Origin of the sequence: Cognaticolwellia aestuarii (genome assembly GCF_002000025.1) — a bacterium.
In the GTDB taxonomy this organism is placed as follows: domain Bacteria; phylum Pseudomonadota; class Gammaproteobacteria; order Enterobacterales; family Alteromonadaceae; genus Cognaticolwellia; species Cognaticolwellia aestuarii.
The window spans coordinates 167621-194604 of the sequence record NZ_MUZV01000003.1 but is presented as its reverse complement, the minus strand read 5'-3'; the positions used below and the strand labels follow the sequence as shown (position 1 = coordinate 194604).

General features: G+C 37.6%; 23 protein-coding genes. 13 read left to right on the top strand and 10 right to left on the bottom strand.

The features are described from left to right. The first annotated feature begins 13 nt into the window (after positions 1-13). Positions 14-286, top strand: coding sequence for a hypothetical protein (locus B0169_RS19435; protein WP_179143626.1), 273 nt, complete (start codon positions 14-16; stop codon positions 284-286). Positions 287-304: 18 nt separating this feature from the next. Here the strand turns inward: B0169_RS19435 and B0169_RS06010 are convergent, their stop codons facing one another. Together B0169_RS06010 and B0169_RS06005 are read right to left on the bottom strand one after the other, a co-directional pair. Then, on the bottom strand, positions 305-1228 hold the full coding sequence (locus tag B0169_RS06010) for a histone deacetylase family protein (protein WP_077285063.1): 924 nt from the start codon (positions 1226-1228) through the stop codon (positions 305-307). Positions 1229-1301: 73 nt separating this feature from the next. Further along, positions 1302-3137 (bottom strand): GNAT family N-acetyltransferase, encoded by a 1836-nt coding sequence (locus tag B0169_RS06005; RefSeq protein ID WP_077285062.1) that lies wholly within the window; start codon positions 3135-3137, stop codon positions 1302-1304. A 294-nt stretch (positions 3138-3431) separates the two neighbouring features. Here B0169_RS06005 and B0169_RS06000 point away from each other — a divergent pair, with 294 nt between their 5' ends. Beyond that, a complete protein-coding gene (locus tag B0169_RS06000; protein WP_077285061.1) occupies positions 3432-4340 on the top strand; it encodes a MipA/OmpV family protein in 909 nt (302 codons plus the stop codon). A gap of 64 nt (positions 4341-4404) precedes the next feature. Beyond that, complete coding sequence (locus B0169_RS05995) at positions 4405-4683, top strand: hypothetical protein (RefSeq protein ID WP_077285060.1); 279 nt, start codon at positions 4405-4407, stop codon at positions 4681-4683. Positions 4684-4879: 196 nt separating this feature from the next. Here the strand turns inward: B0169_RS05995 and B0169_RS05990 are convergent, their stop codons facing one another. Then, positions 4880-6049, bottom strand: a complete 1170-nt coding sequence (locus B0169_RS05990; protein ID WP_077285059.1) for a hypothetical protein — start codon at positions 6047-6049, stop codon at positions 4880-4882. 698 nt (positions 6050-6747) lie between these two features. Further along, positions 6748-6939 (bottom strand): hypothetical protein, encoded by a 192-nt coding sequence (locus tag B0169_RS05985; protein ID WP_077285058.1) that lies wholly within the window; start codon positions 6937-6939, stop codon positions 6748-6750. Positions 6940-7044: 105 nt separating this feature from the next. Between B0169_RS05985 and B0169_RS05980 the strand changes: the two genes are divergently transcribed. Next, positions 7045-7935 (top strand): alpha/beta fold hydrolase, encoded by an 891-nt coding sequence (locus tag B0169_RS05980; protein ID WP_077285057.1) that lies wholly within the window; start codon positions 7045-7047, stop codon positions 7933-7935. 32 nt (positions 7936-7967) lie between these two features. Here the strand turns inward: B0169_RS05980 and B0169_RS05975 are convergent, their stop codons facing one another. Beyond that, positions 7968-9344 (bottom strand): hypothetical protein, encoded by a 1377-nt coding sequence (locus B0169_RS05975; RefSeq protein WP_077285056.1) that lies wholly within the window; start codon positions 9342-9344, stop codon positions 7968-7970. 523 nt (positions 9345-9867) lie between these two features. Here B0169_RS05975 and B0169_RS05970 point away from each other — a divergent pair. The 5 genes from B0169_RS05970 to B0169_RS05950 all read left to right on the top strand — a co-directional run bounded on the left by B0169_RS05970 (position 9868) and on the right by B0169_RS05950 (position 16017). Further along, complete coding sequence (locus tag B0169_RS05970) at positions 9868-13203, top strand: MHYT domain-containing protein (RefSeq protein WP_077285055.1); 3336 nt, start codon at positions 9868-9870, stop codon at positions 13201-13203. 22 nt (positions 13204-13225) lie between these two features. Then, positions 13226-14209, top strand: coding sequence for a response regulator (locus B0169_RS05965; RefSeq protein WP_077285054.1), 984 nt, complete (start codon positions 13226-13228; stop codon positions 14207-14209). 125 nt (positions 14210-14334) lie between these two features. Further along, a complete protein-coding gene (locus tag B0169_RS05960; protein WP_077285053.1) occupies positions 14335-14640 on the top strand; it encodes a putative signal transducing protein in 306 nt (101 codons plus the stop codon). Between the two features lie 152 nt (positions 14641-14792). After that, entirely contained in the window at positions 14793-15620 is an 828-nt protein-coding gene (locus B0169_RS05955) for a GGDEF domain-containing protein (RefSeq protein WP_077285052.1), read from the top strand. Between the two features lie 55 nt (positions 15621-15675). Then, entirely contained in the window at positions 15676-16017 is a 342-nt protein-coding gene (locus B0169_RS05950; protein ID WP_077285051.1) for a Fis family transcriptional regulator, read from the top strand. 60 nt (positions 16018-16077) lie between these two features. Here B0169_RS05950 and B0169_RS05945 read toward each other — a convergent pair whose 3' ends face one another. Next, the gene (locus B0169_RS05945; protein ID WP_077285050.1) at positions 16078-16692 is read right to left on the bottom strand and encodes a LysE/ArgO family amino acid transporter; all 615 of its coding nucleotides are present in this window, start codon (positions 16690-16692) and stop codon (positions 16078-16080) included. Positions 16693-16845: 153 nt separating this feature from the next. Between B0169_RS05945 and B0169_RS05940 the strand changes: the two genes are divergently transcribed. After that, entirely contained in the window at positions 16846-17739 is an 894-nt protein-coding gene (locus tag B0169_RS05940) for a LysR family transcriptional regulator ArgP (RefSeq protein ID WP_077285049.1), read from the top strand. Positions 17740-17793: 54 nt separating this feature from the next. Then, complete coding sequence (locus tag B0169_RS05935) at positions 17794-18285, top strand: GNAT family N-acetyltransferase (protein WP_077285048.1); 492 nt, start codon at positions 17794-17796, stop codon at positions 18283-18285. Here B0169_RS05935 and B0169_RS05930 read toward each other — a convergent pair. The 3 genes from B0169_RS05930 to yegD all read right to left on the bottom strand — a co-directional run bounded on the left by B0169_RS05930 (position 18254) and on the right by yegD (position 21996). Beyond that, positions 18254-18916 (bottom strand): Rossmann-fold NAD(P)-binding domain-containing protein, encoded by a 663-nt coding sequence (locus B0169_RS05930; RefSeq protein WP_158077057.1) that lies wholly within the window; start codon positions 18914-18916, stop codon positions 18254-18256. The genes B0169_RS05935 and B0169_RS05930 overlap by 32 nt on opposite strands. A 150-nt stretch (positions 18917-19066) precedes the next feature. Beyond that, entirely contained in the window at positions 19067-20032 is a 966-nt protein-coding gene (locus B0169_RS05925; protein ID WP_077285046.1) for an SEL1-like repeat protein, read from the bottom strand. Positions 20033-20589: 557 nt separating this feature from the next. Beyond that, on the bottom strand, positions 20590-21996 hold the full coding sequence (gene yegD / locus B0169_RS05920) for a molecular chaperone (RefSeq protein WP_235838488.1): 1407 nt from the start codon (positions 21994-21996) through the stop codon (positions 20590-20592). A 758-nt stretch (positions 21997-22754) separates the two neighbouring features. Between yegD and B0169_RS05910 the strand changes: the two genes are divergently transcribed. Together B0169_RS05910 and B0169_RS05905 are read left to right on the top strand one after the other, a co-directional pair. Then, the gene (locus B0169_RS05910; RefSeq protein WP_158077056.1) at positions 22755-23753 is read left to right on the top strand and encodes a DUF2971 domain-containing protein; all 999 of its coding nucleotides are present in this window, start codon (positions 22755-22757) and stop codon (positions 23751-23753) included. A 335-nt stretch (positions 23754-24088) separates the two neighbouring features. After that, positions 24089-24418: a hypothetical protein gene (locus B0169_RS05905; RefSeq protein ID WP_077285043.1), complete on the top strand. Its 330-nt coding sequence runs from the start codon at positions 24089-24091 to the stop codon at positions 24416-24418. 142 nt (positions 24419-24560) lie between these two features. Here the strand turns inward: B0169_RS05905 and B0169_RS05900 are convergent, their stop codons facing one another. After that, positions 24561-26948, bottom strand: coding sequence for an Ig-like domain-containing protein (locus tag B0169_RS05900; protein WP_077285042.1), 2388 nt, complete (start codon positions 26946-26948; stop codon positions 24561-24563). Positions 26949-26984 lie beyond the last annotated feature (36 nt).

Sequence of the window (26984 nt, the reverse complement as noted above, 5' to 3'; positions counted from 1 at the left end):
TAATTTAATTTTAATGGTGATTTTTAACAGTAGTGCCGACTTAGAGCGAAACCAAGAAAAATATCAGGCTTTTATGAAAAGCTGGGGCAAGGCTAATCAAGATAACTCACGTGAGCTCAGCAAAACTTACCCAAATGTTATCACCTTAACTGTCGAATATAGACTAAGCGTAATTAAACTTAACCAGACTTCAGGTTACTTAAGCAATAAAGAGGTTAATGGGGCTTATTTTCATACCTCAATGGCAGTATGCTCTGACCCCGTACTAAGCACACCGATTATCTAGCCCTGCTACCTAGCCGGGTTAATAACCTATTAAACCATTGATATGCGCAACAGCACTACGTCCAAGCGCACTAAGTGCATAGCCACCTTCAAGCACTGAAACAATACGTCCTTGTGCGTATTTATCTGCAATATCTTTTAGCTGATCGGTAACCCAGCGATAATCTTCATCAACTAAACTGACCTGCGACATTTCATCTTCAACGTGGGCATCGAAGCCGGCAGAAATAAAAATCATTTGTGGTTTGAATTTATTTAATGCTGGCACCCAAGTATCTAAAATTGCTTGACGAAAATCAGCACTTTTTGTTGTTGCATCTAATGGGGTATTAATGATCGGCGCCTTGGTGCTTTCTTTTATTTCAAAAGGAAAAAAGGGATATTGATAAGTAGAACAAAATAAATAGCCTTTTTTGTTTTTAATAATATCTTCTGTGCCATTACCATGATGCACATCGAAATCAACGATGGCGACCCGTTTCAATTTATACTTTTCTTTTGCGTAGGCGGCAGCGATGGCAATATTATTAAAAAAACAAAAGCCCATACCTTTACTATATTCCGCGTGATGCCCCGGCGGTCGTGTTGCGCAAAAAGCAGATGATATTTCCTGTGACATGACCAAGTCTACCGCATCTTTAGCGGCACCAGCCGAGAGTAATGCCGCATTAAGCGTGTTTGGGTTCATGATAGTATCATCGTCAACCCGATAGGTGCCTTCGCTTGGAGCATTGCTATAGATAGACTCGATATAGTCAGGGTCGTGAGCTAAATAAAGTAACTCTTTATCTATTGGTGTGGCATTAAATTGTCGTAGTACATAGTCTAAACCACTACGAATAAGTTGATCTTGAATCGCAGCCATACGTTCAGGCGCTTCAGGATGATATTCGCCCATATCGTGAGTTAGGCATTGGTGGTGACTAATAACGCCAACGGTCATAATAAATTCCTTTATAGATTACAGACTAAGTAGTAGCTCACTTAGTGTTTAAAATTGTTTTTTGATAGCAAGATTAAAGCGTAAAAGCCAAACTAACCTCGTCGTAGTCATCAGATGGTTTTCTTAAAAAGCCCGCATTTTCAAATACTTTAAGCATAGGAGCATTATCACGACGAACACAGGCAACTAATTGCTCTAAGCCGCGAACTCTTGCAATAGCAATTAATTCAGACAGTAGGGCTTTTGCCATACCTTTACCACGCTTACTTTCTTTAATAACAAAAGCAACCTCAGCACTATTTGTCGCTTCAAGGTAGTAATATCGAGCAACGGCTTGAATCGATTCTCCTAGATGATCACGTTCGGTTAAGCATAATGCTAAGTCGACATGCTGATTGACACTGACTAAGTTACAAGACTTTTCCCGAGTCATTTGAGTCGCATGATGATTGTATCGCATCATTAAGGTTTCTTTATTGTGTGAATAGAAAAACTCTTGTAGTTTGCGTTCATCAGCAGGTGACAATGGTCGTAAAAAGTATTCTAAATCCGCAAAAGTAAAGCGCTTCATTTCTACTTTACCTAGCTCAGGTACCGATGTTGGGGTGTTTTCTTGGTACTCAGGTACCCAGTAATGTTTACGAACATCTTTAAGCAGTTGATCGCGAAATTTCGGATGAGCAATGCGGATCAGCTCTAAGGTGCGTTCACGTATACTTTTGCCCTGTAATGAGGCTATGCCGTATTCAGTTACTACATAAGAGACGTGGCCTCGAGAAGTTACTACACCACCACCTTCGGTTATATGGGCGACGATACGAGAAATTTTTCCATCTTTAGTGGTTGACGGTAAAGCAATAATTGGTTTACCGCCCTTGCTTAATGAGGCGCCACGAATAAAGTCTACTTGACCACCAATACCACTATAAAAATGATAACCAATCGAATCTGCAACAACTTGACCGGTTAAATCAACTTCAATGGCGCTGTTAATCGATACCATTTTGTCGTTACGCGCTATGTTTACGGGCGAATTAACATGTTCGCTAGGGTAAAATTCAACATGTGGATTGCCATCAACAAATTTATATAAGCGCCGTGTACCAACACAAAAGCTGACCACGGTTTTACCTTTATGAAAGGTTTTTTTACGGTTATTAATGGCACCTGAAAGCATTAAATCAATAACACCATCGGAGAGCATTTCACTGTGTACGCCTAAGTCTTTGTGATTAGCTAAATAACGTAATACGGCTGATGGAATATTACCCATACCAATTTGAATAGTTGCGCCGTCTTCCACCAACATGGCGACATATTGACCTATTTGCTCAGTCACTTGATCAACTTCAGGCTCTGGCATTTCAGGTAAATATTGTTTCACTGTCATGTGAGCATGAATTTGATTTAAGTGCACAAAACTATGACCGTTTGTTCGTGGCATTTTAGGGTTAATTTGTGCGATAACATACTTTGCTTTTTTGATGGCTGCAGAAACAATATCAACACTAACTCCCAACGAGCAATAGCCATACTCATCCGGTGGACTAACCATGATCAGCGCAACATCTAAAGGAAGAATGTTTTCATTAAATAATTTGGGAATTTCAGATAAAAATGACGGTGTGTAATCTGCTCTGCCTTCATTGATCGCACGACGAATTTTTTCGCCACCAATAAAGAAAGCATTAACTTTAAATAAATCGCTATGCTGTTCTTCTGCCCAAACATTCTCAGAGAGGGTCAGAATATGTACCGCTTCAATATCATGCAAACCAGCACTATTAGCAATTAAATCATCAATTAATGCATTGGGTACTGCTGCATTTGAACCAATAAAAATTCGATTCCCAGATTTAAGGTATTGAGACCAATCGATAGAAGACTTTTGCTTTTTTTTCAATGGCATAATTTCTCTCAAATGTTTAGGTGTCATCAGGTGTTTTAACTAATATCAACGGTTATCGGTGAAATCGCGTTTTTATATCTTTTAATGAGTATGCTCTATTGAATAAGTTATTTTTTGATCATAGTCAAACCTTATAGGTGTTTAGATTAAATAACCGGCTAAAAAGGCTAAAATAATGACATTTATAGATTAATCAGTATTATTTAATGTGCATATAGCCACGATATCTCAAAATACAAAATTGAGCTCTAGGTATCATGGGTACAATTACCTTAACAGAAGAAGCCATAATAAATGAAAAAGATCACTGATAATGTATTTGCTAAGTGTTGCCGTGTAGTTGCTATGTTTAGCTTGCTACTTCCGATGTTAGCGCAATCTTCCGTTAATGCTGTAAAACCTAAGCCTGATACTATTAAGCCTGATACTACTCAGCCTGATACTACTCAGCCTGATACTACTAAGCCTAAATGGGAAGCTGGCATTTTAGTTGCCGCCTTTCATAGTTCTTTATATCCAGCGTCAGCGCAAACACAAGGCAAACTGTTACCCGTTCCTTTTGTTATATATCGAGGTGAGCGTCTTCGTGTAGGTGAGGGTGGAGTGATTAAAGCGATGGCTATTGATAAGCCTCGTTTTAAAGTTGATTTATCGCTTGGAGCCGCTTTTAACGCGAATTCAGATGACTCATCTGCTCGAGAAGGTATGCCAGATTTAGACTTTATATTCGAAGTTGGCCCACAAGTGAGCTTTCTACTTGATGACAGTGAGCAGAGCGAAACTTGGTTTAACCTGCAGTTTAGAAAAGTGTTTTCTACTGACTTTTCTAAAATTGATGATCGGGGCTACATATTTCAACCTGAAATAGCATACCAAGGAAAAGGGCTATTGAGTGAAAATGATCGCTTTAAATTAACTTTTTCACCGTTGTTTGCCACCAAGAAAACACATCAATATTTCTATCAAGTAGATAACGAATTTATTACCAATGAACGCTCAGCTTATCATGCCGGTGGTGGTTATTTAGGCTCTGAAATCACACTGGTTAATCGTTTTGTTGTACGTCAAGATGTTTCAGTGTTTATCAGTACTAAGCTAGGTTTTTATACCGGCGCCAGCAATGAAGATAGCCCCCTATTCAAGAAAGACTTTAACTATGATGTTGGTGTTGGACTTAAGTGGACGCTATTTCAAACTAACTAATTTATTTAATATTATAAAGCGAGTAATTGCTTGAATTGATAAGCATGTAATTACAGAGAACTGTATGTCTGAACTAATACAAATACGTTTAATGAAAGTATTTATTGTGCTGGGAATATCCTTACTGATACTTGGCCATTATTTACTTTCATATGCAGATCTTCCTGCTACTATGGGCGTTAGTGGTATTATTATTTCTGCCAGCTGCATTGCTTTTGGTTTGATCTTTTCATTGCCAACAAAAATGTACTTAACGTTTTTGTTAATGAAACGAGAGCAAGCTAATCAGCAAAACAATGCAATAGAAAACGAAATAGAAAAAAATATGACAGAAAAGCGTTAAACAGAAAAAAATAATGTTTTTCGATAGAACAAGGCGATAACAAGGAAATAACAAGGCATAGCGAGTTAGCAGTTCGGTAGGCAGGTATGATAAAAAAGCTCAACAAAAGTTGAGCTTAATTGTGTTTACTGACGCTCATTATCTGCAGGTGATAATCGTCAGCGGTTAATAAGCAAATTTACTGCTAGTCTTGTTCTTAACCAAAAATATTGCGCATCAATGTGATGGCTTGATCAACCGTTTTACCGTCTTTGACACTGTTTACTATCGTGCTGCGCATATTAATAATAAATTCAGGAAGGTCTTCAGCAGCAAAGGCCTTATCAACAATTGCTTCGGCTGACTCTTGACTTCGCTTCATTGCTTTAGCAACACCTATTTTTACTTTTTTAGGCTTATCTCGCATGCGAATATAGTTTGAATTTTCAGCTAAACTATTGTCAGCAAACAAAAATAAATCAATTAAAATGGCACGGTTTTGCCAAAGCTGTAATTCATTTTCGTCAGTGGGCATGTCGCTACGCCACCATTGTGTGCTTCTAATACAAACTATCATCTCGTGCCAGTAATCATCAAAGCTCTGGTTATTTAATTTTACCAGCCCTAAGCCTTGTGAAAGTGTGTCTAATTTACCACTGGTTAAAGCGACAAATTGGTCAGGTCTGCGCAATGCTAATAAACGCGTTGCAGCACTTAATGGCGCTTTTTCGCCATCGGTGTGTGTGCTGAAAATAGCTTTATAAGCTTGTACAAAGTTTTCATAATCAGCTAAATCAACATCGCCGCTGAGCGGGATATTAGCCAGCGCGCTATCAAAAGCTTCAGGGTGAGATTTTAATAATTGATGAAATGTTTTCGCGCCGCGTGTACCGGCAAACCACTCAACATCAAAGTCATAAACACTAATGTCATGCTGCGATGTATGTTTACCAGCAAAAGCTAATCTGTCTTCTTCAATCATGTCTGCTAGGTTATTGCTGCGTATATTCGCAATATAATCTAACATTTTCAGCCTTTCAGGTAATGCTTGTAAGCTTGATGCTTCTTGGACAAAACCAACAAATATAGGCCAAGGAATAACACGAGCAAGCTTTAACTGGCAGGCACTAACACCGGTAGATAATGTTTCTTGTAGTTTCTTTAACGGCTTCTCTTGGCTGGGCTCTAATAAATCGCGATTAACGTCGTGTAAACAAATTCGATGTAACTCACCGCACCAGTTAAGAAAATTATCAGGATGATTTTCAACTTTTACAGCCATTAAATTAAGACTAAGGTCAGCAACAAACGATAAAGCACTCTGGTAAATAGTTTGTTCGGTAGCACTAAGCGACATGGCGTTAGGAGAGGTAAGCAATTTTCTCATGAAACAAGGATTTCCGACGGTAAAAATATAAAAATAGGGCGGCATGATACGTGTAAAATCGTCTAACGCAAGCGATAAAGCCTAATTAAGCAGATAAAGTCTAAACTGGTGGCTTAAGCAACAATTTCTGTTGGCATATTCAACAGTTAAACTATTGTTGTGTGCTAGTGATATTTTTGCGTTAGCCAGAGCGTGTTTAACAATATTATCAGTGTTTTTTTGCTGATATGGCATGAAAAAGGGCGCCAACGTTATTGGCGCCCAGACAAGCTTAGCCTTTTCTTTTACTCGGTTTTACAACTGCTACTTTACTTGATTCTTTTTTCAGTTTTAGACATTTTTTCACCTAATAATAAATAACAGATCAATAACACGTTTTTCAAAACTAAAAATCATAGCAACAAAGCAAACAATTCACCTCCTTAACTACGGTATGGGCTAAATCATCAAGCTAATTTATTAATACCGCTGGATAATTAATGGAGCTAGCCGTTGATTTATTGAACATTTAACCGACATTATTTTGCTACTAACCGTTGTGCACATCAGGCAATGTCAACCACATGGCTAATTGTTAAGCCCAGATTGATAAATCTACGTTCACTGTCGTTGAGATAATGGCTGCAATTAAATAACAACATTATGACGAGATATCGTGGTGAATAACGGTAAAAACAGAAGGGCGAAAGATCGCCCCGTTAAGCGGGGAATTTTAGGACTAAGCTCGCTAAAAATAAGAAATAAACTAATATCGTAGGCGTTTTCGTCGCTTCAATAAAGATAAGCGCTAACTTTACTGTCGTCATTGCGCCGTGCATTGAGTTCAGTGCTTGATTTATCGTGATAAAATCATAGGTTTGATAGTTATTTAAATGGTCGGTATTTTTCACCTTGTCCTTTTGAATAAAAATAAGTACTCTGGTACGACCTGTATTAGGTCACTCTTTAAATAATGTGAATTTATAAATCTAATCAATAGTTTGGAATAAGTATTAATGCAACAAGAATCAATTTTTATTGCTGATGGTGGGCATGAACTCCATTTAAGGCATATTTGGACAAAGCCCGGCGGTGTGCCTATTTTTATGTTGCATGGTTTAATTGAAAATGGACTTATTTTTTACACTGAAAAAGGCAAAGGTTTAGCCTGTTATCTTGCCGAACAGGGGTTTGATGTCTATGTGGCGGATCTACGGGGCAGAGGTAAAAGCAGACCCGCAATTGATGGTAATTCGACCTTTGGACAATTTGAAGCAATAACTCGAGACATTCCGTTGTTTTTGGAAAAAATTCAACAATTAAATCAACAAAAACTTCACCTTATTGCTCACTCATGGGGTGGTGTACTATTAACTAGTTTTTTATCACGTTACCCGCAATGGCTTGAGCAGGTGCTCAGTAAAACTTGCTTTGGTACTAAGCGAGTTGTCACCGCGAAAACCTTCGAAGCCTACTTTAAGCTCGGGTTTATGTGGCGTTACGTTGCACCTATACTGGCAAAAAAATTAGGCTATTTTGATGCCAAAAAGTTTCGTTTTGGCTCAGATAGCGAAACGAAACAGTCATTGAAAGAAAGTAATGTCTGGGTCAAGTCGAGCACATGGTGTGATCTACACGACAGTTTTGATTATTTTAATGCAGCACAACAGATTTCTTGGCCACCTACTTGGCACTTTACTGGTATTAATGACCATGCATTAGGGCATCAACAAGATGTTAAGTTGTTTATTAATGAGTGTGGTAATACTGAGGCAAAATTATCCGTGTTATCGAAGCAAGCTGGAAATCTTGTCGATTATGATCATATTGATATTTTAACTCATGCTAAAAGTGTTGATGACCATTTCCCACAATTGACCAGATGGTTATGGCAACATAGTCAATAGTGCGGCTTATATAACCGCACAGACATAGTTAATTAGAGCGCTTCATTATCAGTTTTCATCGCTTCAATATTGATAATATTGGAGCGGTTTAAAGTGATTTTAAAACGCTGTATTTCTTGTTGATACTGTTTATCTGTTTGCATTAAAACAACATTTATTTGATAACGGCGCTCAACAGCTTGCTTGGTTATCTTACTACCATCTAATGAATATAACCGACCTTCTCCTTTTTTTAAAAAACGAATAAAGGGCGTTAAATTAAAGTATATACGTTGTTGAATTTCATCGTAGCCAGGTAAAAAGCTCTTTACATTAACTTTAGTATCGCTGCGAAAGTGCAGCAGTTGCGCTGCTTGTTTATTTTGTTGTCGTCGTGTTTGAAATAGCTTATCAACTTGTTTAGGTAAATCTTTGTTACGAATGTATTCAAGCCAGATGGTTTGACTCGCAACGCGACTTTTGTTGACACTATTACTATAGATATTTTTCCATTTAGGTAGGCCTTTTTGAATACTGCGCCAAATAACACGGGTAATGTCTTCCTTGAAAATTTCCCTTAAACCATAAATAACACCTAGCATGCCAACTAATGCTATGGTGACTTCGGTAAAATTTGCTCGAGCATTTAATACCAGCATCATCACGAAGGTCATGATAATAGCGGTTACAGTTCCGCGTACAACTCGTTTTAAATTACTATTGAGGTTTTTGACTTCTTTTTGAAATACCACGCCGTATTCAATTAATCGTTCTAGTAAACGCATTTTATTGGTGATGCGGTTAGGATCTTCTAAAGTGACTTGCGAATTATATTGGTTTTCTTGGCGGTATTCATTTTCGCTTCGACACAGTGCAATTAAGAAGTTTCTTTCAGTGGTGAAGTCACTACTTTTAGGGCCGCGAGATAACAACTTTAAAAACGACTGTTCTACTTGCCAACTAAGGTAGTTATCAGCATTTTCAAAAAATGACCTCAGTTTTTGATCCGGTGGTGTATACCTTCTAAGTTTTTTAAGTAACGATTTTATTTGCTCAGCTAAAACAATGGCTTGAGGGTAAAATTCTTCGCTTTCTTTTAACTTAATGGTTTGTTTTATATCGGTATCTAAGGCGATTCTAATTTGATAAGAAAACAAGTTTAAGTTCAAGCGATAGTCACTTTGTTGACCTTTTTTTTGACTGATAAATCGACTGCGTACTAAAGGTAGGTGCAGTTGATCTGAATAATAAGCACTATGGCTTTGTATACTGCTATGAAAATAATGCTCTTCAGTTAAGGTTTTAGGGCTGATGCCCATTTCATTAGGTAAAGAAAAATAAAGATCAAGTCTTTGATGGTCACTGGGCAATAACTGGTAACTGACTTTTATAGAGAGATTTTCGTCTTGGGTGAGTTTTATGTTATTCACTTATATTGCCTGTTCCTTATCAATAGTATGGCTAAGCACAGTAGTAGGGTTAAACTTAAATTATCAATATAGCTGGGTGTTTATACTTATGCTTTAGATAAACTTACGCTATTTCAACTAAATAATAAATGAGATAGTAAATAAAAACATCTTTATCATAGCGATTTTTCATCCTATGACTGAATTTGTGATTTAACGATACTTAGCCATAATAAATGGTGCTAAGGTGATTATGCCCATTAAGGCTAAGATTATTTCACATTAACTGGCATTTAAACTTGACATTAAACGACTGCAATTTAAAATTATTATCTGGCTATATCAATCGGTACATTAAATTAAATTTTAATGGCAATTAACCATAATATTGACGGTCATTTTCACATATAACATGGGTTATTTCTTTTCTACAGGCATCTGAGCATATTTGGCTTTACTCCTTTACGAACCGATGTAATTTGTATACTTAAGTTAGGCATATCTGAGCTTAATTTTAGCTATATTTCTAAAGCAATGGAGTCTTATGCAAAATAACATACCTGAAGTGTTTCAATACCCTCATGAAAGCCTGCTTGCTGCGGCAGCACACGACCCATGGTTAGTGCTTTTGTCAATTTCTATTGCGATATTTGCCTCTTTTATGGGCTTTCAAGTGGCTTCTCAAGCGGCAAGCCGCTCCGTTATTGGCAAACATATATCATTATTACTTGGTAGTTTTGCCTTAGGTGGTGGTGTTTGGTCAATGCACTTTATTGGTATGTTGGCACTTGAGCTGTGTACTGATGTTTCATACAAGTTCGATTTAACCGCACTTTCAGTATTGCCTGCTATCGCTGCTTCTTGGGTAGCGTTAAACCTCATTACCCGTGAAAACCTAAAAGTAAGTCAACTGGTGTTAGGTGGGGTATTAGTTGGTGCTGGTATAGGTACCATGCACTATGTTGGTATGGCCGCTATGGAAATGGCGTTATTGCTACGCTATGACTTATTCATGTTTTCCGTCTCGATATTGGTAGCAGTAATACTGGCTATTTTGTCACTTTGGATAAGCTTTGGTCTTGATCGCTTAGATAAAACAGAGCAAAGTCGAACAGCAAAAATGTTAATTTCAAGTTGTGTAATGGGCGCTGCAATCTCAGGTATGCATTATACTGGTATGGCAGCTGCGCGTTTTGTTTTACCTCCCGGCTTTGAAATATCACAACAAACGGGCCAAATATCTTTATATCTAGCTTTTGGTATAACAGTTATTACTGTCTTTATTATTGGTTTAGTGTTGGCAGCGAATTTAGTGTTTGGCTATAAAGACAAATCAGCCATTGCCATTCGTAATGAAAAGCGCCTTATGGCGACCATGGATACTGCCGTTGACGGTATTATAACGATTAATGCCAATGGCATAATCATTAGCGTTAATAAAGCGGTAACAACCATTTTAGGTTGGCAAGAAAAAGAATTACTCGGAAATAATGTCAGTATGATTGTACCGGCGCCGTTTAAACAGCATCACGATCAATATCTTAAAAACTATATAAAAACTCGTGAAGCTAAAATTATTGGTACCGGCCGAGAAGTTGATGCCATTGCAAAATGTGGTGAAGAGATCCCAGTAAGGTTAGGTATTGGTCATGTTGAACTAAACAATGAACATATGTTTGTTGCTTTTATCGCCGATTTACGTGAGCGTAGAGAAATGGAAGCTGAACTCAGGAAAAATGAAGCCCGCATCCGTGCTTTATTAACCAATATTCCCGGTATTGCTTACCGATGTATCGACAGTCCTGGCTGGCCTAATTTGTTTATTAATGATGAAGTTGAAAAGGTGATCGGGTATCCCGCTGTCGACTTTTTATTACCGTCGCCAAAACGAAGTTTAGGTGATTTTATTCATCCAGATGATCTACATATCATTGAAGAAACTGATTTACGTAATCCACAAGGTTATCAAATTGAATTTAGATTTATCGACCGTTTCGGTACGATGAAATGGATGCTGGGTTACGGCCGAGCGATAAAAGAAGAAGGTAGTGATGACCATTATTTAGACGGTTTTATCATGGATATTAGCGATCGTAAAAAGATGGAGTCGGAGCTTATTTCAGCGAAAGAAATTGCAGAAAATGCGGCTGAATCACGCTCTGCCTTTTTAGCCAATATGAGTCATGAAATTCGCACACCCATGAACGCCGTTATCGGTTTTAGTGATATTTTATTAGATGATGAGTTAAGCGATAGCCAACGTAAGCACCTTAATACCATTAATCAATCGGCTAAGTCCTTGTTGCATATTCTTAATGATGTGCTTGATAGTGCTAAATTAGATAAAGGAAAGTTTCAACTTGAGTATCGCGATTTTTCATTGGTTGAAGAAGTTGATGCGGTGGTTTCTACGCTATGGCTACAAGCGCAAAATAAGGGCTTAGAGCTAGCGCTAAATATTCATAGTGATGTTCAAGGGCATTATAACGGCGTGCCTGATCGTATTCGTCAAGTGTTGACCAACCTCATCGGTAATGCCATTAAGTTTACGGAGCACGGCAAAGTCAATATTGAGATCAAGAACTCAGCTAATCAGTTCGTGACATTTATTATTCAAGATAGCGGTATTGGAATGACCCAAGCCCAATTGAGCACAATATTTGATGCTTTTGCCCAAGCAGATGAATCTATGAGCCGACGTTTTGGTGGTACAGGCCTTGGCACAACAATTAGTAAGCAATTGGTTGAGTTAATGAAAGGGAGTATATCGGCAACAAGTATTGAAGGGCAGGGGTCTGCGTTTACCTTTAGCTTACCTTTGCAACCGGTAACAGCATGCGCTCAAAACATTGTTGTACAAAAATCTGAGAGTTTACCTGAATTACATATTCTGGTTGTTGATGATATCGACCACAATATTGATTTATTAACTTTATTACTTAAACGTCATGGCCATAAGGTTATCGAAGCGCGTGATGGTGAGCAAGCATTAGTACAAATGAAAAACAATATGCTTGACGTTGTTTTGATGGATATTCAAATGCCCGTGATGGACGGCTTAACCGCGGCGAAATTACGCCGTGAATATGAAGCTGAAAATAAGTTAATTAAATTACCTATTATTGCACTTACCGCCAGTGTTTTACCGCAAGATAGATTATCTGCAGAACAGGCGGGCATGGATGGCTTTGCAAATAAACCTATTGATATGCAGCAGCTTAATAATGAAATTTCAAATGTTTTAGTCTTAGGTAATGAGTTAGCCATTGAGCCTGAGTCGGTTGATAAATCGACATTGGTTATCGATGTTGAAAAAGGTATTGCTTTGTGGGGATCAAAAACCAGTCTCTACGCTGAAATTTGTCGCTTTATTAAGCAGGCAGAAGCAGAGATACTTGAATTCGATAGCTTACTTGAACAACAAGCACTGCAAAAATTGCAGCAGCAGTGTCATAAGTTTAAAGGTGGGTCTGGTAATCTTGCATTAAATCGTTTTATGACCATTTTTGACGCGCTAGAGCGCTCAAGTGCTGAGCAAGACCTTGATGCTTGTAAAGTGAATATTGCCAAGGCTATTGCTGAATTTCATGTGATTAAAAATTGTGTTAATACCATGAGCGATAAGGAAAAGCTGCTACCAACATTGGAGACTAATGTTGGAAGTGATAGTCTCAAGGCGGTGTTAGCTACTTTACAAAAACTTGCTCCTTATGTAAGTAATAATGAATTTAATGAAGCTTTATTAGAAGAACTTCACGGCTTTTCTGCTATTAAGCCTGCTGAAATCAACGCTATTGTTGATTCATGTAATAATTTTGAATTTTCTCAAGCATCTCAGCAAATTCAAGATTTGATTGATGCTCTAAAATCAACCCTCTAGCGTTGGGTAAAGGATAAGATAAATGCGAAAGAATAAATCAAGTGTTTTAATTGTTGATGACGAACCGACCAACTTACGTGTTTTAAATCAAATACTGAATGATAGCTATAAGCTTATTTTTGCTAAAAGTGGTCAAGAGGCACTAGCCCTAGTTGAGAAAGAAGCACCCGACTTGATATTGTTAGACGTGATGATGCCTGGGCTTACAGGGTATGAAGTGTGCGAGCACTTGAAGCAAAACCCCAAATTTAAGTCGATACCTATCATATTTATTACCGCATTAAGTGATCCTGATGATGAAGCTAAAGGCTTAAACCTCGGCGCTGTTGACTATATCTCTAAGCCTATTTCACCTGCTGTGGTAAAAGCTCGAGTAAAAACGCATTTATCTTTGGTAGATGCTGAAGAGCTTCGAAGAACACGCTTACAAGTTATACAACGCCTTGGTCGAGCATCTGAATACAAAGATAATGAAACCGGTATGCACGTTATGCGTATGAGTCATTATGCGCGTATTATTGCCTTAGATTATGGCTTTTCAAAGGCTGAGGCCGATAACTTATTTAATGCTGCGCCGATGCATGACATTGGTAAAATTGGTATTCCAGATAGTATCATGCTTAAACCCGGTAAACTCACCACAGAAGAGTTTGCCATTATGAAGAAACATCCAGAAATTGGGGCGGAAATTTTAGGTGATTCTGATTCAGATTTGATTGAATTAGCGAAGCTCGTATCAATGACCCATCATGAAAAATGGGATGGCACGGGTTATCCAAAACAACTAAAAGGCACTGAAATCCCTATTGAAGGGCGTATAGTTGCCTTAGCTGATGTTTTTGATGCATTGACCAGTGTTCGCCCTTATAAAGATGCATGGTCAATTCCAAAGGCCATGGAGTTTATTCATAGTGAAAAAAACAAACATTTCGATCCTCAATTAGTGGAAATATTTGAGCAACAGATAGCGCAAATTATTGAGATAAAAGAGCGTTGGAAAGACTAAGTTCGTGTACTTTTAATGTAAGTATATGTTGGTGAAACTAAAATCCAATTTTCAATACTATGTTAAGCCAATAGTATGTTAACCCAATACGGCTAAGTTAATTCAATACAGCTAAGGTACCCAATATGAAAATGGTTTATACCAACGAAAGCTTATTTTTAGTTAACAATACTAAAAATATTATTGAGGCTGCAGGTATTGTTACTTTCCTGAAAAATGAATTTAGCCAAGGGGCTGCTGGTGAAATTTCAGCCTTTGATTGCTGGCCCGAAATATGGGTGCAGCAAGATAGTGATTACGAAAAAGCTATAGCGGTTGTTGCTAGCACACAAAAATCAATCAGTATGGATGACTGGATTTGCAATAAATGTTGCGAAAAAAATGATGCCTCATTTGAAATATGTTGGCAGTGCCAACATGAGCAAGCATAAGCGCCGCTCGTTACTCACATTTGGCATTAAGTGTTCAGGCTCATCAGATAAAAAATTTTGCTAATTTGTACTTTTCTTATATACATAGCCGTATTTAATAGCGTATATTTATGGGTTGACGATGGAACGTTTGTTTAAATGGAATTTACCAAATGCTATTAGTTAACCGAAAACCTATTCTTAATTTTTTTATCCCTACTTGCTTTATTTTAACCCTGCTTTTGCTGAGCGAAGTGTATGCCCAAGACACGATAGCAAGCTCTGTTAAATCCGAAGACATATTACCTACTAATGAAGTGCTGATCGAAGGAACTGTCAATAACACGGCAGTATTAAGTCTTATTATTGCCAGTTTAGTTGTGATAATTTGCGCTGTTGTTGTGTTATTTATTGTTCATCACCGTAGATTGAAAGCACAAATAGTGGCATCAATGAAAGATGAATTAACTGGGGTATTTTGTCGTAATTATTTAAAAGTATATTTACCTGCTTTGCGTTCTCGCTTTGAACGAGAAGCAAACCCTGAATTATCTATAGGGGCGTTAATTATTGACTGTGATGACTTTAAGTTTATAAATGATACGTTCGGTCATGCAGGTGGTGATAAGGCCTTGAAAGCCATTGTTAATACAATATCAACTCAGATCAGAGAGCATGATCTCTTACTACGTTGGGGAGGTGATGAGTTTGTTTTAGTGTGTGAATCTATTAGCCAAATACAAATGCGTGAATTGGCAGAAAGAATTATTGCCAGTATCAATGATATGTTTATTGAATATGAGCAAGCAACTCTTTCTGTCACTGTATCAGCAGGTTATGCTTTGCATGATAAAACGAAAGCGTTTAATTTTGATGACTTAGTAAACGCCGCTGATGAATACCTATTAGCAACAAAAAAAGCAGGAAAAAATAATTTTTTGGGTAATAATCCTCTTCATTCAGCGAGTAAAAATTTTTCAAATGGTTTTGCTAATAGCTAATTATCAAGGCACTATGACCCGTTGCAATAATAGTAAGTATAAGTGTTGATAAATAATGCGTAAATCAGATAAAAAACTCGATAATCAAATCATTAAAGCTCTGACTGAGGTTTGTCATCATGCCTTAGAAGATATTGATGGTTTTCAATGGCTAACGCATACGGTTAATTTTGATAATGTTGAGCAAAGTTTAAAAGTTACCTGTGTATTCGACAATAATAGCCAGTTAGCTGACTATGCAAAATCACATAACAAAAATTATTTGCTACAACTTATTGCTAGCAAGCTGGCAAATATTGGTTTGAAACTGAGCAATGTTAATAACCAAGTTGAGCTTGATAGTGAAGAGAGTTGCTGGCTTTATCATGCCGGCAATTGGCAAAAAAGACTTTCTTGACCGGGCTGTTGCTAGTGATGATTAACTATCAGCGCTGTATTAGGGCTGACGGCACTTTATTTACAGGCTGCTAAATAGCGATATGGCTATTGCGCACATGATCACCCCTACCACCATATCAATAGAGCGTTTTACTCTTGCTTGATTAAGCCAAGGTGACATTTTCGCTGCGGCTCCGGCTAAGCTATAAAACCAAATAATTGATGCCAGCATAGTGCCTACGGCAAAAGCGAACCTTTCGTGACCTTGAAATTGTCCGCCAACACTGCCTAATATCATCACAGTATCTAGATAGACATGCGGATTTAATAGCGTTACAGAAAGCGTTGCGATAATCACTAACCAAGGCTTGTGCTTCAATTCATTTGCTAATTGCTGATTTTCTTCATAGTTGTTTTGCCATACTTGACGAAAAGATAAGCCAGCATAAGTTAATAAAAATATGATGCCGCCCCAAGAAATAATGGTCACTAAGGTTGGTGATGTTGCGATTAACTTGGCACCACCAAACACCCCTAATGCAATGAGAATGACATCACAAAGCATACAAATTGTTGCCGCTAAGAAGTGATGATTTCTTTTAATGCCATGATTAAGTACATGAGCGTTTTGAGCGCCGATCGGAATAATCATACCGGCGCCTAGAATTAATCCTTGTAACAAAGGGGAAAACATTTGTTGCTCCTAAAGTAATAACCTACAGGGTAAGGCGGCTAATTTAATAAGTTAACAAGTATAAGTACAATTAATGCTTTTTATCTTTAATAAGTTTTGCTAATGTCGATGTGTTTTGGGTATGTGTGAATATATGAATAGGAATACAGTACGTTGTTAGATTACAAGTTATTGCATGCGTTAAGCGTGGTGGTTGATGAGCAAAATTTTGATAAAGCGGCATCAGTTTTATCAATTACACAATCGGCTGTTTCTCAACGGATAAAAAGCTTAGAGCAAACTATAGGGCAACCGGTATTAGTCAGAGCACAACCTATAGTGGCAACAGCGATTGGTAAAAAATTGCTTGGCCATTACCAACAAGTGAAATTGCTAGAGCAAGATATTTTGCCAGACATTTCAGGCAATAATAACAGTGAAACAATCACTGCCAGTATTGCCAGTAATGCTGACAGCTTAGCGACTTGGTTAATTACTGCTATTGGTGATGTTTGCCATCACTATAACGTATCTGTAAATTTTCGCCTTTCAGATGAAAATAGAACCATCAATTATTTAAAAGATGGAGAAGTATTTGGTGCCATTAGTACACACAATAGCGCATTGCCGGGCTGTACTTTTGAAAAGCTCGGTGACATGCAGTATCTCTTAGTTGCCGCGCCTAATTTTGTTGAACATTATTTTCCTCAAGGTATTAATGAACAGGCATTAGTTAGAGCACCTGCCGTTGCTTATGATCAAAAAGATGACATGCACATCAAATATATTGAAAAAATATTTGGCTTGAAAGGCGGCTCATACCCTTGCCACACAGTGCGATCATCGGAAGCTTTTGTCGGTTTTGCAAAACAAGGCCTAGCGTATTGCTTGATCCCTAAATTGCAAATACAGCAAGAGCTTAATAATGGACAGCTGATTAATTTAATGCCTGAAAATACCATCACCAGAACACTATACTGGCATCATTGGGTATTATTAAAAGGTGTATTTAAACAACTTTCAATGGCGATAATCAATCGTGCGCAACAAGCATTGAATAATCAATAAGGCTTTATTTACAAAACAATTTATCGTTAGAAAGATAACAATTAGGAGCACAATATGAGCAACTTGTACGTGAGAGCGGCAACCGCAGCCGATGCCGGAATTTTATTTACCTTTATTAAAGATCTCGCTATTTATGAAAAAGCCGAAGACGAAGTTTTAGCGACCGAACAAACAATTAAGCAAACTATTTTTGCTCATGATAGTCATGTCTACGCATTAATATGTGAACTTGATGGTGTTGCGATTGGCTCTGCAATTTATTTTTTTAACTATTCAACTTGGTTAGCAAAGTCTGGCCTGTATTTAGAAGACTTGTACGTTATGCCTGAATATCGTGGTAAAGGCGCAGGTGTAAAACTGTTAAAAACTATGGCGAATATCGCTAAAGAAAAAGACTGCGCTCGCTTTGAGTGGAGCTGTTTAGACTGGAATACACCTTCACGTGAGTTTTATCATTCATTAGGAGCTGTAGCTCAAGAAGAGTGGGTGGGCTATCGCATGACAGGCAAAACGCTTAATGACTTTGCAGCTGATCAGACTGAATAACGCTAACGTTTAAAGCAGGATTTTCCGCATAGGCCAACATGGCACGTGCTACTTTTTCTGCTTCAATTACTTGATATTTCTGCGGAATAATAAAAGCTAAAGCTTGCATGAACATTGTGCCAATGTGTTCACCTAGGCGATATTCATCACGCTGACCAGATAACATTGATGGTCGAAATATGCCAAGATGTTGATAGCCAATAGCGCGCAAACTCGTCTCAACTTTACCTTTAACTTGATTATAGAATAGCTTGGATGACTCGTTTGCCGCCATTGCCGTTACGATGGCGAACAATGATGCGTTTTGGCGGTAAAAGTGTTTGGCAATAATGAGCGGGTAGTGATAATCAACTTCAGTAAATGCGTCTTTAGAGCCGGCTTTTTTTATTGTGCTACCCAACGTACAAAAAACATCATCAACGATAGCTAGCTCATCGCTAGCTAAAGGCGCGTTAAGCGTAGATTGATTTTTACTGATTGACGAAGACTTTTCTGATTGCGTTATTGCATTAACCTTTGCCTGAGCATTTCTCTGCTCTAGTGAACGGCGTTCTAATTCAACGGCTAGCTGAGAAAAATCTATTTGCCATTGAACAAGTTTAGGATCTGTTATGACGAGTGGTTTTCGCACTAAAGCAATTACTTTGCTATAGCGCGAGCTAGCGAGTAGCTTTGTTAATAAGTGTTGACCAATTAAGCCACTGGCACCAACAATTAAAGCGACTTTGCCATTTTCAGTTGGCTGAGTAGTTGTCGTGTTGTTAATGACATTTCTCCTAAATTAGTTTGCAAGGTATAAAGTACCATTTTGCTTAATTGCTTGTATTATATTTTCTGATATTGCTTGTGCATCAGCCAATTCTTGTGCGCTTAAACTTTTTATTAATTTTTCTGTATACCATTGATTACGTTGATACAGAGCATTGTCTTCGGTAAACGCTAAAATAGCCTGATTATAAGCAAAAGCTTTTACCCAGCCCTGTGGACCATAGTTTTGCGAATAGTAAAGGCTGGCTAGTGTGGTCATCGCTTTGATACTGCCGTGCTCGGCAGCTTGAGTGAGAAAATTGATTTTTGTGTTAATAAACTGCTCACGCATAGCAATATATTCAGCTCTAGGAAGTGACACATGACCTTGTGACGTCATATAAAACTCAGCATATAATTGAGCAAAACTTTCTTTTGCAGGTATAAAGCCTTGCTCAGCAGCTAAGCGCATATAATGATAAAACTGTTTTTGTTGTTTTAGTTCAACCCCTTGGCATTTTTCATATTTATCTTCTAAGTGCTGTAGCATTGCATCACTTGCATGGGTTTCTTGTTGTGTTTGTTTACGAGTATCAAATTCATGTTGATTGAAAGGGCTATTCCAACAATATCTTAAGTTCATGGCAAGAAGATAGCCGGCCGTTAAATCACCGGCTTCAAATTGTGACTGTAATGCTGAAATTTGTTCACTTAAGCGCCCTGATATATGCCAATTTGGTTGAGTTATAACTCGTAACTTTCCCAATGGAGCTATTTCATTACCTATTTTAGCGGCATCTATAGTGTTTAAGCGTTCAGCTACCATGGGGGGAGCGCTAGTTTGGCTACTTTGGTAAGAAGTTGCCCCCGCTTTTTTTGAACTACCGGCAAAGAAAGCAGGGCTATCAAAGAGTATATTTGCGTAATAACCTGCATAAGCCAGTATTGCTGCGATTAAAACTAGTTTGAATAAGGTTTTGTATGTTCGACTAGATGCCATTTAAATTTTATGCCGTAGAGTAAAGTAATGTCAGTTCTATAAATGCTTGATGAATATATGAATATATAAAAGTTAAAGTTTGTAGCGAAAACACATTGCTTGAAGAGCATTACCTTATCAAAACAATAATACTAAGGCTAAGATTTTTATAATCATCTTTGAAGCATATGCTCATGACTGATTAACCAACAAGAATTTCTTTTTCTAGCAGCATTATTTACAAATCATGATCGCTGTTTTCAAACTGAAAGTATGTAGCTAGCAACAGAATCCATTTGCTGTTCACGGGTTTTTAATCTATTGCACCGCAATAGGTTGGGCAAACTGAATCAGTTGAATGAGCTGTGCGGCGTTATTTTATTCTTGTTAGATAGAAAACCTTATTGCACAGAGCCAGCACATAATTGCTGCTATCAAAGCAAAAAGCTCATTACCTGTTATTGGGTTAATGAGCTTTTGTTGGGGGCGTTTGTTGGGGCGAGTTATCGTTACTGACAAAGTGGTAAGTAAAAATTGAGACTAAAGCTTAGTATCATTCAACACGGTAAGTTACCGCTTTAGGCATAGATAGTTTTTGCCCAACGCGTTAAACCGGCGGTAACGCTACCGAAATGATCACCAATAACAATAGGTACGTGGTTAAATTGTTGTTGAAGAAATTGATTCAATACCGGAGATTTAGCCGTGCCGCCAGTAACAAATACCACATCAGGCTGACAATTAGCTTGTGTGATCGCATCTGTCATTAAACTCGCAATTGAATTGAGTTCTCTTTGGCAGGCTTTGCCAAAGCCATCTCTGTCGAGCGTAATAGAGAGGCCAGTATCAATATCAGATAAATCAACTTGCTGTTGTGTTTGCTCAGTGATGGCGATTTTACTTTGCTCTGCAGCGTTAACGACGCGATAACTTAATTTCTGTTGCTGCACGGTTAGCAAGCGCGTTAATAGCTCAGGTTGCTCAGCATCACGAATAAGCTGTTCTAGAAAACGACCATTAGCAGCACTGTAAAACTCCGTTTGATGATTGATATTATTAATCGCCATCGCTTGCCAATAGCTGTTACTTGGCATAGGTTTACCGGTTTTTAATCGGCTATCTAAACCAAAGCTTGGCATAATACCTTTTAGTGCAAAAGCAATGTCAAAGTCGTTACCGCCAACGCGCTCACCACTATGACTTAATAGGTCATGGCTTCTATCTGATAAAGCGGCTTGTTTGGGTCCCATCAATAACATCGAGCAATCGGTGGTTCCACCACCAATATCAACAACTAGCACTTTTGTTTCTTTTGTTAAGCTCGCTTCATATTCAAAGCCGGCAGCAACAGGTTCAAATTGAAATTCAACATCTTTAAAACCAACACGTTTAGCTGCATTCGTTAATATTGTTAATGCCTGCTGATTACTCTCTTCACCACGTAAACCCTGAAAGTTGATTGGGCGCCCGATAACGGTTTGCTCTACGCTTCTGCCAAGTGCTGCTTCAGTCAGCGTTTTCACGTTACTCATCATTGCTGCAACAATATCTTCAAATAAGTCCACTTGTTGCGGCAATAAGCCACTTGCACCAAGAAATGACTTAGGCGACTTGATGTAATAACCTTCATCGGGCTCTTGTAAGTAATTATTCAGGGCTTGCTGCCCAAAAGATAGCTCTGTGGGATAACCATCAAGCGTCAATTCTCGTAAGGTATTTTGACCTTTTTGTAACTGCCTTTGACGTTGCTGTTGAAAGGTTTTTTGCTCTGCCAAGGTCAAGTTTTTGTGCAGCCAGTTGACAATGACATCACGACTAGGGGCATATAAGGTTGACGATATATATCGGCCATGATCACCTAGAGATAATAGTTTTGGCTTGTTATTTTCCATAACGCCGACAGCACAGTTTGATGTGCCATAGTCAAATCCGATCATGTTGAGATCCAAAGAGAAAAAGGCCGCGTAGAATACTGAGATATTCATTACTAGGCAAGGCCTTTTAGTTGATCTGAGTGATTGCTGTTCGTCTTGGTGGTAATTTGTTCAAAACAGAGTCAAGCAGAGCCAAATAGAGCACAGCAGAATAAATACGGACAATAGCAATGCCATCTTACTGTGTGACTTACCGCATAAAGCTGGTTTTTAGTTATCTCGCCCAAGAGTCAACCTGTAAATGATAGCTTTATTTTAGGTGCTAACGAAAACTCTTCGCTAGTTAACTTTAATAGCCTTTGTAGGTTCAAAGCCGATTTCGTTGATTTAAAAACTAAAGGCCGCTAATCGTGATATTCAGATATAGTGGCTGTATTATTTTGCTTTTAATTTAGTTTAAGAACTGAGTATTGAAATGAAGTTGTACCTTGTTTCCACCCAAGTCATGAATATATTCATTGAACAAGTCAAAACAGAAGTAGCCTACCGAGGTTATTCATAACGTACCTGTAAAAGTTACTGCGAACACTTGCTTAAACTCAGTCATTATTTTAATAAACCACTTGATTTGATAACTGATAATGCTAACTGTTTTTTATACAGTATGCTCGAGTATCCCGCTTTATTGTAGAAAGGCGGTTTTGATCTGCCTTTCCACATCGGTTTATTCAATCGTTGCTAATAAGCTATTGATTATAAAAATTAAGCTATGTATATTGATTTGAATAAATATTCAATAGATGGACTTTTCGCTTGTGGAAAGGCAGATTTTATCTGTCTATACGTTGTTATGTTTAAAAGGAGGTTTAGTGTCATACGATAAATTTTTAAGTAACTTAGATTCATTTTCTCCTATGATGGAAGAGTTACAGACCTTATCTAATTTTGTTCAAAACAAAATAATTGAAATATCTCCAGAAGAAAAAACCACAAAATTTTATCATTATACTTCAGTGCAAGGTTTAGAGGGAATAGTCTCAAATGCAAACTTGTGGGCAACCGATTATCGCTTTTTAAATGACTCCAGAGAAATGAAAGATGGATTAGATGTTGTTTATAAAGCTCTAATTGATCGAGAAGAAATCGTTCTCCAAGAACTAGCTAAGCACCTTAAAGAACATAGTGAAAACTTAGCTGAAATTATTACACCATATATCATTTCATTCTGCTCTAAACATGACCTTCTGAGTCAATGGCGAGCCTATGCAAATCAATCGGAAGGCTATTGTATTGAATTTGATTTGTCGGATTCTCGATTATCTACTTGTCAAAATAACACCGTTGTTATCTGCAACTTCTTACCTGTCATTTATGACGGTAAATTAAAGCTAAAAATAGTTAATCTCATCATTGACGAATTGTCTAAAACTATTAAAAAACACCAAATTGATAATGATAACCTTTCAGAATTAAGCCTAGAGCGTAAAGGCATGATAACTGGCTTACTTCAAAATGTTTTTCAGATTCCTTTATTAACATTTAAAGACGAAGGGTTTGCTGAGGAAAAAGAGTGGAGAGCCATATTTTTGGCTAACTCAGTTCAAAATGAGAACTTAAGAAAATTTAGAACCGCAGGAGGTACTTTTGTACCTTATGTTGAAAGCATATTTCTTCAAGATGATGAAGAAAATCTATTTCAACGTGAAATACTTCCAATTAAAAGTGTTTGTTTACCACCTGCTGCGGGTAACACTACGCGAAAAGGGTTGGAGTTGTTTTTACATGACAATGGTTTCAAGGATCAAAATAAAGTACCAGTTTTAGATTCCGCAATACCGTTACGTAACCAGAAAAACATAAATTGGTAAAAAGAAAAAATATAAAAATATAAAGGACACCCATCCCAAATTGAACTAACCTAGTCAGTGTACTAAGCTCAAATGACCCTTTCTTATTTATGTCAGGTGCATGATGACTACCCCAGAAAGCAACAAATTAGAGCTCAACACAGTATTCCATTACCAACAGTGTACTTTTCGCATTACGTTGATACAAATTTGTCTCAAAACAGGGGACTAGAGGCTATTTTTGAATGAAAGCCTTAAATATGACGGGAAAACAAGCTTTCATTCCCAATTTTGAGCATGTGCCACCTATCTCTGTTATCATCATCAACTCGTTATGTACCTAAGAGAGTATGCATATGAAGCAGATGTTATTAGCACTAATATTATTGCTGCTATTTGCATGTTCACCTTCACAAAAGCTAGCAGATGTTACGTTGAATGTTAATGTTCTAAATAACAATGAATATCGCATACACAAAATAAAAGTAACTTCATCAGGAATCTTGCAGCAGTTAATTGATATTAAATTTCAGGGTAAGAACGTTCAAGTATCATTAACTGGTTCTCCAGAAAATCAAAGTGGGATTGATGAATTAGTTAACTTGATTCGGTTAACTCGTGAGTTAGAGGGTATTGAAATAGTTGTAATACTACAAAGTGATTTCGGGCATAACGGCAAAAATTAACAGGACACTCATCCCAACCCATCCCAAATTTTCAACATGTGCCACCTATCTAGCTCTGATATTAACGACTAAGTCATTAAAAAAAATCCAAAGCTTTATCGCTTTGGATTTTTTTATGCGCTAACTTAGTCCGTAGAGTAAGTTAAAGTTGTGTATTTCCCCATGCTTCCGGCCATTGACTTAAATCCGCTTTTTTAATGATATTTATACGTGGCGGGCTCCGAAGTAATTCTTTTTCATCGTCACTTAACTCATTGTCAGAATTGAGATCTCGACTTTGTGTTGCTGATTCTATCACTAATGCTCTGTTATCATCATCAACTGATATGACTTGCCAAGTTCTGCGTGTGTCATCGTTACTTAAATTTAAGTGGATTAAATTTTCAGATACACTCCATGTCCAGCTATCGTCGCCGACAAACTTTGAATTACCATTTTCATCGGTTCTAGCATTAATACCACGATTAAGTGTGCCGTCACTTTTAAAATGATAACCAAATACATGGTTTAAACTGAGTTTATTATTTACCCATGCATCTGTACCTAAAGCATTATTGTACGCTAATTGTGCCATTGGTAACTCAGTAACTAAGCTGTCTGTCAACAATGTATAGCTATCATCAAACTGAGCAATGTTTTCTGCAAGTACATAAACTAATGTATTATTCTGCCACTTTTCAATTTGTGCCAAATAGCCTTTTCCAAGTTGTTTAAATGGCGTAATTTTATATGTTAAATCGTCTTGTACTAGCGTAAGTACACCATTTTCAAGCGTCGGAGTAAATTGATGCCCCGACTTACTCGATACAGCTGTCGTTGTAGTGATTTGAATGGTGTCAAGAAATAGCCCTTTAACTTCTCTGCCAACAAAATAATGATTTCCTAGTACATGGTCAAAGGGCATTACCCATTTTCCGGCAATATCAGCCAATGTCTTATCAGAGAATAATTCGGTATTGGCCTTAGTATAAGTTTCTTGATACGATTTTATTGACGTTGCTTTTGGATTCGCTTCAGGCCAAATGTTGACACCATATTGTTGACCTAAATGTTTGAGATCAAGCTCCCAAACAAACTCACCCGTGTAGCTTACTTGCATTGATGCTGTGTTTTCACTCAGTATCGTACCTTTTTGATTTTTAAAGCCATAAGTTGCTCTGATCAATAGCGACTCTCCTATAGCACCAACGTTAGCAGCATTTATTAATGTTTCTACTACTGAGGCATCAAAACCATAAGTATCGATAAGTTCATAATATGGATAACTGACAGATAGATTAGTAAGCTCTGCTTCAGCTGTAATAACTAATTGTCCTTCAGTGACTTGCCAACTATTTGTTTTGACTAAAACACCGCTTGAATCCAAGAAACTAGTATTCTCATAAGTCATTAATGTGCCGTCAGCATTGAATTGAAAGCCTGGAGCTTTTGATCTTAACCAGCCTTTTTGTGTTTCATAAAGTTTATTAATAAATACGTTATTAGCCAACATCTGTGTGGTGAATGGGATAATAACATTGGTATCGCTCAAGGTTTCCGTAATGGCAAGGGCAAGGGCGTCATTATAACTTGGTGTCGTTTGACCATATTCATCGATATGATTATTGTTTTTCAAATAACGGGTAATTGCTGCTACTGTCGAAATATCTTCATTAATAGGATCAAGCAAGCTTAAAAGAGATTGTTGTTGAGGAATTAAAAAATTAGGGTTATCTACTAATAATTTAATAAAGCCTGCAGTGTTAATAATATTTTCACCTGAAAGTTCATACTTTTCAAGCTGATAATCGTCGTCTGAACTAAACGCCTGGTTGTTATTACGATCTTTTGCGAGTAAATATGTTGCCGTTGATAACTGCGTGATATTAGTTAGATTTTTTGCACCAGCTGATAAATTTCGCTCTTCATCCATTAAGCTTAATAAACTTTGTGTACTACCAATTAGCTTTATTAACTCAACGTTAGCTTGGCTTGCGTTGCCTTTAGCATGAACAATAACAGGAGTATCGACAGTATCGATTGTTATTGGCAGTCTATACTGGCCTAAATCATTGGTTGAGGTAGTAAAGGTTGTTTCATTTAAATCCACAGTAACGGTGGCGTTAGCTAATGGAGCATCGGTAACTAAACCAATTAATGTTACGGTATGATTAACAGTGATAGTAACTGAGGCTTGAGCAGTAAGTTCGCCATCGGTTATTTGATAGGTTAGCGTATCCGAGCCAATATAGTCGGCTGAAGGTTTATAAACAATCTTATTATTTACTACTTCACTAGTGCCATGTTTTGGTGCTACGGTTATCGCATCAATAGCTAAGGTACTATTTTCTGCATCTGTATCGTTAGCTAAAACATCTATTGTTGCAGAGACATTGTTTTGTGCTAAGGCAGAATCAGTGACAGCTATTGGTGCAGTGTTAGTCACTGGTGGCTTAACAGGAACCGTCACCACGGGATCTTCACTACTGCCACCACCACAGGCACTAAGCAATAATGTAGAAATGATTAGTATATTTAGCTTTTTTTTCATTTAGAAGTCCATTTAATTTATGTTGTTATTGTTTTA